Raw genomic sequence first — 15,267 nt, forward strand, 5'->3', positions numbered from 1 at the left:
AAAGAACTACCTTTGCACCATTCGTTCATTCAAATATTGAAAATGTTATCAAGAAAGGTTGAGGGATTAGACCCTATGAAACCTTAGCAACCCTTTGCGCAAGCAAAGAAGGTGCTACGTTCTACCAAATAATTTTGGACAGATAACTCACTGAAGTTCTTTTCAGCCATTTCCTGTGGCATTTTCAATTGTATTAAAATTTAATAGAATTGAAAACAGAACTAAACTATATTAATCTTACGTATCAAACTCATTCCCAAAAGGAATACCATATCCCGTTGAGCTATCAGCTCTTTGGGAAAGATCTGTTTACAGCCCCTGTCATTTTAATCAACCATGCTCTTACCGGAAATTCAAACGTATCCGGAGAAAAAGGCTGGTGGAAACAGCTGGTGGGAAAAAATCAGATTGTTGATACTGATCAATATACCGTTCTGTGCTTCAACATACCAGGAAACGGATATGACGATTTTTTAATTGAAGACTATGAAGACTTTACTCCTTCAGATATCGCAGCGATATTTTTGAAAGGACTTGAAGCGTTACATATCAAAAATTTATATGCCATTATCGGAGGCTCTTTGGGAGGAGGAATTGCCTGGGAAATGCTTGCCCAGCAGCCGGATCTTGCTGAGATTTTTATTCCTATTGCCTGCGATTACAGAACGCACGACTGGCTTCATGCACAGTGTCTGGTTCAGAAATTTTTATTAAATGATAAAGAAGAACCATTACAGAAAGCAAGAATTCATGCCATGTTGTGCTACAGAACACCGCAGTCGCTCAATGACAGATTTCAAAACCAATATAACCAGGACAAACAACGCCTGGAATCAGAAGACTGGCTGGTTTATCATGGTAACGCACTAAACGAAAGGTTTAGTTTAAAGAGTTACAAACTGATGAATCATCTCTTGATGAATATAAATGCTACTGATACAGCACTGGAGAACATACAGGCACGAATGCACATGATCTCCGTAGATACAGATTTATTTTTCCCGGCTTCTGAAATCCGAATGTGTTTTGAAAACTTAAAAGAGAAAAATAAAGATGTTTCTTATCACGAGATCCAATCTATACACGGGCATGATGCCTTCCTAATGGAATATCAACAATTAAATAATATCATTAAAAACATTTTATAGAAGTAATGAAAAATGCTAACGAAATAAAATTTTTGAAGAACAGATCAATCGTTAAATTTGAAGGAGAAGATTTCCTGGGAGAAATCGGGATTGACGGACGAATTTTTAAAGCGCTTACTTTGGCGCGTATCAGTGTAGGAGTAATCTCTCAACAGGCCGTAGAAAACGGAATTTCTATCCTGGTTCATGAAAATGATGCAGAGAAAGCAGTGGCTTGTCTTATTGATGAATTCGAAGCAGAAAGAAAGTCAGGAAAAGTTTCCCAAATATATAGTATCAATAATGTTTCTGTGATTGGTTTTGTTGCAGAAGATTTCAATAAAGTTTTTGCAGAACTTGCCAGAAACAATGTTTTTCCATTGCTTTTGAACCAGGTAGCAGGAGAAAACAGAGTCAATATCGTTGTGACGTCTTCACAGGATGAAAAAACAAGAAACATCATAGAATCTGAAATTTTCAAAAAGCCAAAGACCGTTCATCTGGCCATTATTGGCCATGGAAACGTAGGGAAAACCTTGATAGAACAAGTACTTGAATCTGCAGAAGAGATTAAAAAACGCAAAAAAATAGACCTTAAAGTCGTTGCGGTAGCCAATTCAAAAAAAATTGCCTTCAACAAAAAAGGATTTGATGCCCATTGGAATGATGAGGTTTTAACAGCAGAGCATCCATCTAATGTTGAAGAGTTAATTAATTTCTCTAATGAAAATCAACTGGAGAACCTGATTGTTGTGGATAACACGGCAAGCAAGGATTTTGTTAAAAACTATCACGCTTTGGCAGAAAACGGGTTTGATCTGGTTTCTTCCAACAAAATTTTCAATACCCTTCCGATTGAAGAATACAGAAAACTAAGATATACGTTGAATAAAAACAACAGACGGTATTTGTATGAAACCAATGTAGGAGCTGGTTTACCGTTAATTGACACCATCAAGTTATTACACCTTTCAGGAGAAAATATCACAAGAATCAAAGGGGTATTCTCAGGAACACTGAGCTATGTTTTCAACAATTTTTCTTTAAGAGATGATAAATTTTCAACCATCATCAATGAAGCTTTGGAAAAAGGATACACCGAACCGGATCCAAGAGAAGACCTTTCAGGAAATGATGTGGCAAGAAAATTATTGATTCTGGCAAGAGAATTAGACTTAATCAATGAATTTGATGATATCAGCATTCAAAATCTGGTTCCTGAAAATTTACTTGAAGTTTCAAAATCAGAATTCCTTTCAAGACTAGAGGAGCTTGACGAAGAATACCAGAAAATAAAAGAAAACCAGGAACCCGGACATGTATTGAGATATGTAGGTGATCTGCACGGAGATTTACAGAAAGATAAAGGTGAACTGGATGTAAAACTGGTTTCTGTTCCTGCAACTTCAGCATTGGGACAACTGAAAGGTTCAGACTCCATCTTTGAAATCTACACAGAAAGCTATGGAGAAAATCCAATCGTGATTATGGGAGCCGGAGCTGGTGCAAAGGTAACCGCAAGAGGAGTATTCGGAGATATTTTAAGAGTAAGTGAAACAAAATAATATTTAATGTAACAATCTAATAATGTACCAGTTTACCAATAATTGGTGTCGTTATTCTGAGCAAAGCGAAGATTTTAATTGGTACATTGTTAGACTGCTATTTTGGTAAATTAATTAAAACTATATGGAAAATTTTGAAACATCAGCAATAAGAACCCAGACGGAAAGAACTCAGTTTGATGAGCATTCTACGCCGCTCTATCTTACCTCCAGCTTTATATTTCAGGATGCAGAAGATATGAGAGCAAGCTTTGCAGAAGAAAAACCAAAAAACTTATACAGCCGTTTCTCTAATCCAAACGTAACCGAGTTTACAGATAAGATCGCTAAAATGGAAGGTGCAGAAGCAGGATATGCCTTTGCAACAGGAATGGCAGCCATCTATTCTACATTTGCAGCATTGTTAAACGCTGGAGATCATATTGTAAGCTGCCAGTCAGTATTCGGGTCTACCCACACTTTGTTTACCAAATATTTCCCGAAATGGAATATTGAAACCTCTTATTTCAAAGCAGAAGATGCAGCGAATGTGGAGCAATACATCAAACCTAATACAAAGATCTTATACCTTGAAACTCCTACCAATCCCGCTATTGAAATTCTGGATCTTGAGTTTTTCGGTCAGATCGCCAAAAAGCATAATCTTATATTTATTGTAGATAATTGTTTTGCAACACCTTACCTTCAGCAGCCTATCAAATATGGTGCAGATATTGTGGTACACTCAGCAACGAAACTGATTGACGGACAAGGAAGAGTTTTAGGAGGAATAGCGGTAGGAAAAGAAGACCTGATCAGAGAAATTTATCTTTTCGCAAGAAATACAGGTCCTGCATTGTCTCCTTTTAATGCCTGGGTATTATCAAAAAGTTTAGAAACATTGGCGATCCGTGTAGAAAAACACTGTGAGAATGCCTTGAAAGTAGCGGAGTTTTTAGAAAGCCATCCTAATGTTGAACTGGTAAAATATCCATTCCTGAAATCCCATCCTAGTTATGAAGTCGCCAAAAAGCAGATGAAACTCGGAGGAAATATTGTGGCGTTTGAAATAAAAGGGGGAATAGAAGGAGGAAGAAACTTTTTAGATAAGATACAAATGTGTTCATTGTCTGCTAATCTAGGTGATACAAGAACGATCGTTACGCATCCGGCTTCTACAACGCATTCCAAATTATCAGACGAAGAAAGAAATGAAGTAGGGATTACTGCAGGACTGGTACGTTGCTCAGTAGGACTGGAAAATGTAGAAGATATCATTGCAGATTTAAAACAAGCTTTGGATTAATTCAAATAGCAACTGGTTTTAGCCAAAATAGATTAAAATGAAAAATTCAGAACAATTATATAAAGCTTTATCCGAAAGAATTTTAATTCTTGACGGAGCGATGGGTACCATGCTTCAGAGATACAAATTCGAAGAAGAAGACTACCGTGGAGAGCGTTTTAAAGACTGGGAACATCCGGTAAAAGGAAATAATGACCTGCTTTCTCTGACACAGCCACAGGCGATTGAAGAAGTTCATAAGAAATATCTGGAAGCCGGAGCTGATATTATTGAAACCAATACATTTTCAGGAACTACCATTGCGATGGCAGATTACCACATGGAAGATCTGGTATACGACCTGAACTATGAGTCAGCAAAAATTGCCAGAAAAGCCTGTGATGAGTATACTGCGAAAAATCCAGACAAACCGAGATTTGTAGCAGGATCTATCGGACCTACAAACAGAACAGCAAGTTTAAGCCCTGATGTGAATGATCCGGGATACAGAGCCATCACTTTTGAAGAATTGAGAGTAGCTTACAAACAGCAGTGTGAAGCTTTGTTGGATGGGGGTTCAGACATCCTTCTGGTAGAAACCATCTTTGATACTTTGAATGCAAAAGCTGCTTTATTCGCTATTGATGAACTGCAGGACGAAAGAGGAATTGAGATCCCGATCATGGTTTCAGGGACCATTACCGATGCCTCCGGAAGAACTTTGAGCGGACAGACCGCAGAAGCTTTTCTGATCTCAGTTTCCCACCTGAATTTATTAAGTGTAGGTTTCAACTGTGCATTGGGAGCAGATCAGCTGACTCCTTATCTTGAAACACTGGCTCATAATTCAGAATTCTATGTTTCAGCATATCCGAATGCCGGTTTACCGAATGCTTTTGGAAAATATGACGAAACTCCGGAAGATATGGCAAGGCAGATCAAAGAATATGTAGAGAAAGGATTAATCAATATTATAGGAGGATGCTGTGGTACAACGCCTGAACATATTAAAGCGATTGCTGATCTGGTAGAAAAATATGAGCCAAGGAAATTGAAGAAATTTGTATGATTTGATAGATTTTTTAAATTAAAATCAAGAATAAAGGCTGAAATATTAATATTAACTTTAAGTAAACCACAAAGTTATAAATATGGAAAAGCCAATTTACTTAAAAGATTCCGAGGATGTCAGATTATTTAATGAGCTGAGAAAGAAAGTGAACCAAAGAGTAGAAGCCATTTCTGAAAACAGAGATATCTACATTCAGATCAAAGCGGTACTACTTCCACTGATCTATATAGGTTTATATATTCTGGCTGTTCTTAATGCCGAAAAGCATTGGATCTATATTCTGAGTTTTGTTTTAATGGGAATCTCTCTGGTTTTAATTTATTTAAACTTAATCCACGAAGCGGCCCATAATAACATTTATAAGAGTAAAAGATTAAACGGGCTGGTTCTTCACATTTTTGACTTTGTAGGCGCCAATTCATATATCTGGAAAAAAAGACATATCGCAAGCCATCACGCCTATCCGAACGTAGATGGATGGGATACGGATATCGAACAGAGCGGACTGCTTTTAATTGTACCGTGGATTAAAGCGAAAGGAGTACAGAAGTATCAGGACAAGTTTTTCTTTTTAGTCTATCCGTTGTATTTGTTCAATTGGATGTTTATAAGAGACTTCAGAGACTTTTTTGATAAAGAAAGGGTGATTTTAAAAACCCAGGGAAAGATACCCACCATTGAAAAAGTAAAAATGATAAGCTATAAGCTGTTCTATTTCTTTTATCAGATTGTGGTTCCTGTAGTGTTCTTTAAAGTATCAATAGGATTGGCTTTAGGAGCGTGGTTTTTACAGGTGATATCAGCAAGTATTTTTGCATTGTTTGTTTTACTGCCTTTGCATCCGCTTCCTGATAATGCTTTTCCAAAATTAAATAAAGAGAATGGTCTGCCGTTTAGCTGGCTTCGCCACCAGCTGGAAGTAACCAATGATCTCAAAGAAAATAACTGGTTTGTAAGAAATGTGTTGGGAAATTTCAATTTTCACGTTGCTCACCATCTGTTTCCCAATTACAGTTATATGTATTATAATGAAATTACAGAGGAGATTGAAAAATTTGCTAAAGAACATGGTTTAGCATACAAAAGATTTCCGCTGATTACAGCTTTAAGTAAGCATAGGGATTTATTGAAGCAGAATGCCAATAATGCCTACTATATTTTAGAAGAATAAAATGAAGTATTTAAGATTATCAGGCCTCGAGCCTCTTATCATAACCCCGGAAAGTAATTTCATCAACGTTGGTGAAAGAACAAATGTTGCCGGATCCAAAAAGTTTTTAAGACTGATTAAAGAGGAGAAATTCTCTGAAGCCTTAGATATTGCCCGCCATCAGGTAGAAGGAGGTGCCCAGATTCTGGATGTTAACTTTGATGATGGGTTGATCGATGGAAAAGCATCGATGATCAAATTCCTGAACTTAATTGCCTCTGAACCGGATATTGCAAGAATCCCGATTATGGTAGATTCTTCCAAATGGGAGATCCTTGAAGCAGGTCTTCAGGTAGCTCAGGGAAAATGTGTCGTGAATTCCATTAGCTTAAAAGAAGGCGAGGAAGAATTTATCAAACATGCCAAGGCCATCAAAAGGTATGGTGCAGCTGTCATTGTAATGGCATTTGATGAGGTAGGACAGGCAGACAGTTTTGAACGAAGAATTGAAATTTCAAAACGTTCCTATGATATTTTGGTGAACCAGATTGGCTTCCCCGCAGAAGATATCATTTTCGACTTAAATATCTTTCCGGTAGCAACTGGAATGGATGAGCACAGAAGAAATGCCATCGATTTTATTGAAGCGACACGCTGGGTAAGACAAAACCTTCCTTACGCATCCGTGAGTGGAGGAGTGAGTAATGTTTCTTTCTCTTTCCGTGGAAATGATACGGTGAGAGAAGCCATGCACTCTGTATTCCTGTACCATGCGATTCAGGCAGGAATGAACATCGGTATCGTGAATCCGGCAATGCTGGAAGTGTATGACGAGATCAATAAAGAATTACTGGAGCTTGTAGAAGATGTCATCCTGGATAAAAGAGAAGATGCTACAGAAAGACTTCTCGACTATTCCGAAAAGCATAAATCAGTTAAGAAAGAAAAAACTGAAGACTTAGAATGGAGAAACAATCCATTGCAGGAAAGAATTACCCATGCTTTGGTAAAAGGAATAGACCGTTTTATTGAAGAAGATGTAGAAGAAGCAAGACAATTGGCAGAAAGACCGCTACATGTTATCGAAGTTAATCTGATGACCGGAATGGGAGTCGTAGGAGATTTATTCGGTAGCGGAAAAATGTTCCTTCCTCAGGTAGTGAAGTCTGCAAGGGTAATGAAAAAGGCAGTAGCCTATTTGCAGCCCTTTATTGAAGCAGAAAAAGACGGAACAAAACCTGCCAACGGAAAAATATTAATGGCAACCGTAAAAGGAGATGTTCATGATATAGGCAAAAACATTGTGAGTGTCGTTTTAGGTTGTAACAACTATGAAATTGTTGACCTTGGAGTAATGGTTCCCGCCGAAAAGATTATTCAGACTGCCATTGAAGAAAAAGTAGATGTTATAGGATTAAGCGGACTGATTACCCCAAGTTTGGATGAAATGGTGTACATCGCTTCAGAATTAGAAAGACAAAATTTGGATTTCCCTCTATTAATCGGCGGTGCTACAACGTCAAAAGCACATACCGCAGTCAAAATAGATTTAAAATATAAAAATGCCGTCGTTCACGTAAATGATGCTTCAAGAGCGGTAAACGTTGTAAGCTCATTGCTGGGTGACAGAAATAAAGAATATGTTTCGGATTTAAAGAACGACTACTCTGATTTCAGAGAAAAGTTTCTGAACAGACAGGTGGATAAAGATTATGTTTCCATTAAAGAAGCAAGGGAAAATCAATTTAAAATTGACTGGGAAAATGAAGAAATTTTCACACCGAATAATCTCGGAATAAAAGTAATTGAAAATCAGGATCTGAGAGAGCTTCTTCCTTTCATCGACTGGTCTCCGTTTTTCAGAAGCTGGGATCTTCACGGAAAATACCCGAATATTCTGGAAGATGAGGTGGTAGGAGCTCAGGCAAAAGAACTGTTCAAAGATGCTCAGGTCATTTTGAATAGAATTCTGGATGAGAAACTTTTAACCGCAAAAGCCATCTTCGGAATCTTTAAGGCCAATTCCAATGAATCCGATGATATTTTAATTTTTGATGAAAATAATAATGAGCAGGCAAAGTTTTTAACCTTAAGACAGCAGGCTCAGAGATCAAAAGGAAAAGACTATCTCGCACTCAGTGATTTTATCGCCCCTCAAAGTTCAGGAAAAACCGATTATGTAGGAGCATTCTGTGTAACCACCGGATTTGGTACCGATGAACTGTCCACGGAATACGAAAAAGCCAATGATGATTATAATTCCATCATGGTAAAAGCTCTTGCAGACCGTTTTGCAGAAGCTTATGCAGAATTTTTGCACAAAAAAGTAAGAACAGAATATTGGGGATATGCCAATCAGGAAAACTTAAGCAATGAAGAATTGATTGCCGAAAAATATAAAGGAATCCGTCCCGCCCCAGGTTATCCGGCTTGCCCGGACCATCTGGAAAAGAAAACCATCTGGGACCTTTTAAAAGTAGAAGAGAATACTGGGGTTTTCCTTACAGAAAGCCTTGCCATGTTCCCTACAGCATCTGTTTCCGGATATTATTTCGGAAGCCCGCATGCCAAATATTTCGGATTAGGAAAAATAACAGAAGACCAGCTTGAAGATTATGCAGCAAGAAGAGGTTGTAGCATCCAGGAAGCGAAAAAATGGTTGTCACCCAATTTAGCAGATTAACATTGACATGAAGATAACAGAACACATTAAAAACGCAAATGGAAAAACTTTATTCTCCTTAGAAGTTGTTCCGCCACAAAAGGGAATAGGTATTGAAGACCTTTATACCAATATAGATCCGTTGATGGAGTTCAAACCTCCTTTCATTGATGTGACCACATCCAGAGAAGAATACATTTATCTGGACAAAGGAAATGGTTTGATGGAGCGTCGTATTACAAGAATGCGCCCCGGAACACTGGGGATTTGTGCTGCCATCCAGCATAAATACAATGTTGATACAGTACCACATCTTCTTTGCGGAGGTTTTACAAAAGAAGAAACAGAATATCTGCTGGTAGACTGTATGTATCTTGGGATAGATAATGTAATGGCCTTAAGAGGGGACGCCATGAAAGGACATCAGTATTTTGAACCTACTCAGGGAGGACACGCTAGTGCAATGGATCTTGTCAACCAGATTAATGATCTGGGAAGGGGAAAATATCTTCATAACGAAGAACAGGTTTGTGATGAACTGAACAAATTCTGCATCGGTGTTGCTGGATATCCCGAAAAACATATGGAAGCGCCCTCCATGAATTATGATCTGAAGTGGCTGAAGCAAAAAGTAGATGCCGGAGCAGATTATATCGTTACCCAGATGTTTTTTGACAATAAAAAGTATATTGAATTCGTTCAGAAAGCAAGAGAAATGGGAATAATGGTTCCAATTATTCCGGGAATCAAACCTATTGCCACTAAGAAGCACTTGAAAATCCTGCCACAGGTATTCAAAATAGATCTTCCAGAAGAACTGATCAATGAGGTGGAGAATGCAAAAAATAATGAAGCGGTAAAACAGATCGGAATAGAATGGTCTATTGCTCAGTGTAAAGAACTTTTGGACTTTGGAGTTCCTGTTCTCCACTTTTACTCAATGGGAAAAAGTGATAACATCAAAAAAGTAGCCGGTGAGCTATTCTAATAAAAGTACCAAAATGAAGGAACCCTGCTGTAAAAAGCAGGGTTTTTATTTTTTGAAATCTGATACAGAATTAATTTAAAAGATAAAATAAATAAAGCCATGGGCTATACACCCGCTTAGAAAGAATCAACTTTGTTGATTCCATCTTTCCTTCCTTAAAAATAAACCTCCTAATTCCAGCTTCCGTCATCCTTACTCTAAAGACCAGTATGTCTCTCAAAATCCTTACTCCTGTCAAATAAATATCGATAAGTAGCCAACTTTCGGGTAACCGTAGTTTCAAGAGCTTCTGCAATCTTAATCATTTTAGGATTAAAATCACCAATCCACTGAAGTTCCGTAATTGTAAAATCCGTATGTTTTCTTAAATGTTGAGTTCCTTCCCAGATCATATACCCGTCAATACCTTTCTTTTGCCATTCCGGGACAACACCGAAAACGAGACCCACCATTTTTTCATTCTTCTTAAAACGTTTTAACAACAAAAACTTGAGCTTTTGAAAAATCCCGAATTTCCCGTTCAGGTATTTAAACCACTGGTTGAGATCAGGAATATTGATCCACATCGCAATCGGTTTTCCGTTTTCGTATACAAACCAGGAGATATGCTCGTTGATGATAGGTTTCATGGTGTTGAACATCTTCAGAACTTTTGCTTCTTCCAGATGCTTTCCTTCTCCATGAGATGCCCATGCTTTATTATAAATCTCTGTAAAATCCTTTGCAAACTTCGGCAGATTATGCTTTTTCATAGGTTGGGCTGAGACCGCAGGGTTTCTTCTGTTCTTTTCATGTGCAATGGTAAAGATCCTCGAAACTTCTGCAAAAACAGGTCTGGTAAAACATAGCTGCTCAAAATAAATCTGAAACCCATAATTCTCAAAAAGATCTTTGTAATAAGGGAAGTTATAATTCATCCCAAACAAAGGTTCTATGAAACCTTCAATCAGCAGACCCCAGAATTTATCCCGTTCCCCAAAATTGATAGGTCCATCCATCGCCTCAATTCCTTTTTCCTGAAGCCAGTTTTTACAATGATCAAAAATAAAATTAGCCGTTTCCTGATCATTAATACAGTCGAAAAAACCCATTCCTCCCGTAGGCTGCTTTTGCTCATAACAGCTGTTTACAAAAACAGCTACTTTCCCAACGGTGCTGCCATTCTTTTTAAACAGAAACCTCTTACATTCTCCGTTTTTAAAGAATTTATTCTTGGCAGGATCAAAAATTTCCTCAATATGTTTATCTAAAGGGCGGATATAATTTTTGTCGTGTTCATAAAGGCGGGCCGGGAATTCCAGAAATTCCCTTTTATGGAGATGGTTTTGTACTTCTTCGACAATAATCATATGTTTTTTTATCAGAAATGGCTATAAAAGATAATGTTTTTCATCTTATTTGAAATAGAGAAAAAGATATTATCCGTATTTTTGCTGCAAATTAAATAAAAATGGTTGATTTTACTGATAACGACGATGATATTTTCACTGGAAAAGAACATACGCCTATAAGGGAAGATGCTTTTGATAAATCGCCACAGGAAAAAATTGAAAAAATTACTGAGCTTTTTGGCGAGATCATGGAAACGCTGGGAATGGATATGACAGATGATTCTCTGAAAGACTCTCCAAGACGTGTTGCCAAAATGTATGTGAACGAGATCTTCGGAGGACTTCTTCCTGAAAACAAACCAGGAATCTCCACTTTCTCCAACAAATACAAATACCGCCAGATGTTGGTAGAAAAGGATATCACCGTATATTCTTTCTGTGAACACCACTTTTTACCCATCATAGGAAGAGCGCATGTTGCTTATATTTCCAATGGAGAAGTAATCGGTCTTTCAAAAATTAACAGAATTGTAGATTACTACGCGAAAAGGCCACAGGTTCAGGAAAGACTTACCATGCAAATTGTAGATGCTTTGAAAGAAGCTTTGGGAACGAAAGATGTGGCATGTATCATTGATGCAAAACACCTTTGTGTAAACTGCAGAGGAATAAAAGATACGGCAAGTTCTACCATTACTGCAGAATTGAGTGGTATTTTCAGAACAAACCCTATTACAAGACAGGAGTTCTTACACTACGTAGGAAGCCATGCAAAACTGGATTAATAAACAATGAACTACCAGATTCTTAGAAATATTATCGATGCCGAGCTTCAGAGATTTCAAAATATCACTGAAGAAGAATGGTCATATAGAAGTTCTTCAGAAAAATGGTCCAAAAAAGAAATTATTGGCCATCTTTGTGACAGTGCTTTTACAAATATCCGTAGATTTGTTGTGACACAATATAAAGAGAACGAAAATATTGTATATGATCAGAATTTTTGGGTAAAAGCTCAGAACTATCAGAATGTTCCTACTTCAGATCTTATTGACCTGTGGAAATCTTTGAACTATCAGATTGTTCATATCGTAGAAAATATCCCTGACGAAGCATTACAGAGAACCTGTGATACGACCAAATCAGAACCACGGATCTATACATTGGAGTTTATTATCGATGATTATGTAGATCATCTGCAGCATCATTTAAAAGCGATTTAATTATGATAAAATTTAAAAAAGTTTCAGATAAGATCTTTATCACGACAATTATTTGTTGTGACAAAAGTAATTTTTAACTCAATTTTGAATCTTTAAAATCATTAAATCTTTTAACTTAAAAATAAATGCAATTAAAAATATATAACTCGCTTACAGCAGAAAAAGAAATATTCAAACCTATCTTAGAAGGAAACGTCGGAATGTACGTCTGCGGACCTACTGTGTACAGCAATGTACATTTAGGCAATGTAAGAACTTTCCTGTCTTTCGATTTTATCTACCGTACCCTGATGCATTTGGGATATAAAGTAAGATATGTAAGAAATATTACTGATGCAGGTCACCTTACCGATGATGGAAATGTTGATAACGACAGATTCGTAAAACAGACCAGACTTGAAAAACTGGAGCCTATGGAAATTGTACAGAAATACACCGTAGACTTCCACAAAGTCCTGGATATGTTCAACTTACTTCCTCCAAACATCGAGCCTACTGCTACAGGACATATTGTAGAGCAGATCGAGTTAACTCAAAAACTAATTGAAAGAGGATTTGCTTACGAAAGCAACGGTTCAGTGTATTTTGATGTTTTGGAGTACAACAAAAGAGGGCTGAATTATGGTGAGCTTTCAAAACGTAACATAGAAGAGCTTTTCGCCAATACCAGAGACCTTGACGGACAGGGTGAAAAGAAAAACCCACAGGATTTTGCATTGTGGAAAAAAGCATCCCCAGCTCACATCATGAGATGGAATTCCCCGTGGGGAGAAGGTTTCCCGGGATGGCATCTTGAATGTACTGCAATGAGCACAAAATATCTTGGTGAAACATTCGATATCCATGGAGGAGGAATGGATCTTAAGTTTCCTCACCACGAATGTGAGATTGCACAGGGGAAAGCCTGCAACGATGCAGCTCCGGTAAATTATTGGATGCACACCAATATGCTGACGATGAATTCTCAGCGTATGAGCAAATCTACAGGAAACTATATCCTTCCGATGCAGTTGGTTACAGGAGATAATGACTTCTTTGAAAAACCTTTCCATCCTTCAATTGTACGTTTCTGCTTCCTGCAGGCACACTACAGAAGCGTTCTGGATATTTCAAATGATGCCATGATAGCGAGTGAAAAAGGATTCATCAGATTAATGGAAGCAGTGAAAGTATTGAATTCTATTACCGCTGATGACACCAAACAATCCGGTTTCAGCCTAAAAGAATGGAAAAATAAAGCATATGAAGCGTTAACAGACGATTTCAATTCGCCAATCCTGATTGCTCACCTGTTTGAAGCAGTGAAATACATCTTTGCTTTGAATGATGGTAAGGAAACAATCTCAACAGATGATCTTGAAGATTTGAAAACTACACTCAATGCCTTTATCTTTGATGTTCTTGGACTCCAGACCGTAGAAGAAAATAACAATGAAAAGCTGGATCAGACCCTAAAAGTTTTGATCGAATTGAGAAACCAGGCAAGAAAATCCAAAAACTTTGAACTTTCAGACCAAATCAGAGATAAACTGCTTGCAGAAGGTATCGAATTAAAAGACGGAAGAGACGGAACATCATACGTTCTGAACTAGAAAATATAACTTCGTTTTATCCCCATTCCGTAGGAGTTACTTATTATAAGGATTCTTACGGAATGTTTTTTATCCCTTCTAGAGAATATATCCGTATTTCAGATTATGTCTCTTTGTGCTTCACTTCCCCTCTCTAAAACTCTCTTACCAACTCACACTCAACTCTCCAATTTTTTCAGGAGCTATTTCCTGCTATCCATTCATACTCCTCGCGCCCGTGCACACCAACGCTGTCACCCTGAGCGAAGCCGAAGGATCTCCCCACCAAAAATCCACCCACCCTCCGACGCAAGCTGCGGGGTAACCATTGCTATCAGGGCTAGGGTAGGAGCCGTTAATGATGAATGATGAATGATGAATGATGAATGATGAGGTTCGGGTTATTGAGTTTCAGGGTTCGGGTTTCCAGATAGAAAAGGAATATTGGTATTGAAATTTCATATTGCAGAATTCTATGTAAACATATTATTGAGTATAAATCCCTATTCCCATTGTATCATTCCGCAGGAATCCAAATTCTTTACAAGAGCGCTTGTAAGTTGGCAGGATAATATCTGAGGTCTTTTAGCAGTTAGTATTAGCCATGTCATGCTGAGCTGAGTCGAAGCATTATAATTAATTACGGGTACAGGAGTTAAATCTTATTGTTCTATATAATATATAATATACTCTTCAGTCTACGTCGAAGAAAGTCAGCTCTCTAGTCTAGTCTCTCTATTATATAATATATACTTTATTTGACCATAATCACCCCCCACCCCCGCATCCCGCACCCCGAATCATACCTCTCTCCCCCTCAAACACTCAAACACTCAAACTCTCCCACACTCTCACCCCGATCTTCCAAACAAATGTTTACAATTTTTCCCCCTGCTACCCAGTCCTTTAGCGGCAAATATTACAAAACAGTAAAATTTATGTTAAATAAACTTGTTTTGCGTTGTATGAAGTTACTATCTTTGCCCCACTGAAAAACGAAAGACATTCAGTAGCGCAGAAGAGCCTTTAGATGGGCAGAAACGATATTACTTCCAAAAAGAGACGGACGAAAAAAAAACTTTAAAACTTTTTGTAAAAAAAGTTGCCAGTTTAAAAAGAGTTTGTATCTTTGCAGTCCCAATTAGAGGGAGCGCAGGAGTAGAGAGATTGAGGTTTTGAGAAGGATTAAGGTTACTTAAAAAACTTTAAAATTTTCTTCAAAACATTTGGTCATTAAAAAATAAAGTTTTACTTTTGCACTCGCAAATACGGAGCGACACTGACAGAGAGATTGCTTCGTTAAAAAGCGAAAGA

11 protein-coding genes and 1 riboswitch are annotated in these 15,267 nt (G+C 37.6%); of the genes, 10 read left to right on the forward strand and 1 reads right to left on the reverse strand.

Annotated features, from left to right (window positions below):
- The first annotated feature begins 42 nt into the window (after positions 1–42).
- A riboswitch (SAM riboswitch) is annotated at positions 43–149 on the forward strand.
- Between the two features lie 60 nt (positions 150–209).
- The 7 genes from DEU39_RS16240 (at position 210) to metF (ending at position 9,828) form a co-directional block, all read left to right on the forward strand.
- Positions 210–1,148 (forward strand): alpha/beta fold hydrolase, encoded by a 939-nt coding sequence (locus tag DEU39_RS16240; RefSeq protein ID WP_120232626.1) that lies wholly within the window; start codon positions 210–212, stop codon positions 1,146–1,148.
- A gap of 5 nt (positions 1,149–1,153) precedes the next feature.
- Complete coding sequence (locus tag DEU39_RS16245) at positions 1,154–2,692, forward strand: ACT domain-containing protein (protein ID WP_120232627.1); 1,539 nt, start codon at positions 1,154–1,156, stop codon at positions 2,690–2,692.
- Positions 2,693–2,816: 124 nt separating this feature from the next.
- Complete coding sequence (locus DEU39_RS16250) at positions 2,817–3,977, forward strand: O-succinylhomoserine sulfhydrylase (RefSeq protein ID WP_120232628.1); 1,161 nt, start codon at positions 2,817–2,819, stop codon at positions 3,975–3,977.
- Positions 3,978–4,014: 37 nt separating this feature from the next.
- Positions 4,015–5,025, forward strand: a complete 1,011-nt coding sequence (locus tag DEU39_RS16255; RefSeq protein ID WP_062673710.1) for a homocysteine S-methyltransferase family protein — start codon at positions 4,015–4,017, stop codon at positions 5,023–5,025.
- Between the two features lie 82 nt (positions 5,026–5,107).
- Positions 5,108–6,199, forward strand: coding sequence for a fatty acid desaturase family protein (locus DEU39_RS16260; protein WP_120232629.1), 1,092 nt, complete (start codon positions 5,108–5,110; stop codon positions 6,197–6,199).
- A 1-nt stretch (position 6,200) separates the two neighbouring features.
- Entirely contained in the window at positions 6,201–8,861 is a 2,661-nt protein-coding gene (metH, locus tag DEU39_RS16265) for a methionine synthase (RefSeq protein ID WP_120232630.1), read from the forward strand.
- Positions 8,862–8,868: 7 nt separating this feature from the next.
- On the forward strand, positions 8,869–9,828 hold the full coding sequence (gene metF, locus DEU39_RS16270) for a methylenetetrahydrofolate reductase [NAD(P)H] (protein WP_120232631.1): 960 nt from the start codon (positions 8,869–8,871) through the stop codon (positions 9,826–9,828).
- A 197-nt stretch (positions 9,829–10,025) separates the two neighbouring features.
- Here the strand turns inward: metF and DEU39_RS16275 are convergent, their stop codons facing one another.
- Entirely contained in the window at positions 10,026–11,177 is a 1,152-nt protein-coding gene (locus DEU39_RS16275) for a hypothetical protein (RefSeq protein ID WP_120232632.1), read from the reverse strand.
- A gap of 101 nt (positions 11,178–11,278) precedes the next feature.
- Between DEU39_RS16275 and folE the strand changes: the two genes are divergently transcribed.
- The 3 genes from folE (at position 11,279) to cysS (ending at position 13,974) form a co-directional block, all read left to right on the forward strand.
- Positions 11,279–11,944, forward strand: coding sequence for a GTP cyclohydrolase I FolE (gene folE / locus DEU39_RS16280; protein WP_034694807.1), 666 nt, complete (start codon positions 11,279–11,281; stop codon positions 11,942–11,944).
- A gap of 6 nt (positions 11,945–11,950) precedes the next feature.
- Positions 11,951–12,382: a DinB family protein gene (locus tag DEU39_RS16285; protein ID WP_062673720.1), complete on the forward strand. Its 432-nt coding sequence runs from the start codon at positions 11,951–11,953 to the stop codon at positions 12,380–12,382.
- A gap of 125 nt (positions 12,383–12,507) precedes the next feature.
- Entirely contained in the window at positions 12,508–13,974 is a 1,467-nt protein-coding gene (gene cysS, locus DEU39_RS16290) for a cysteine--tRNA ligase (RefSeq protein ID WP_120232633.1), read from the forward strand.
- Positions 13,975–15,267 lie beyond the last annotated feature (1,293 nt).

The sequence above is a fragment of the Chryseobacterium sp. AG363 genome, assembly GCF_003610675.1.
Classification (GTDB): domain Bacteria; phylum Bacteroidota; class Bacteroidia; order Flavobacteriales; family Weeksellaceae; genus Chryseobacterium; species Chryseobacterium cucumeris.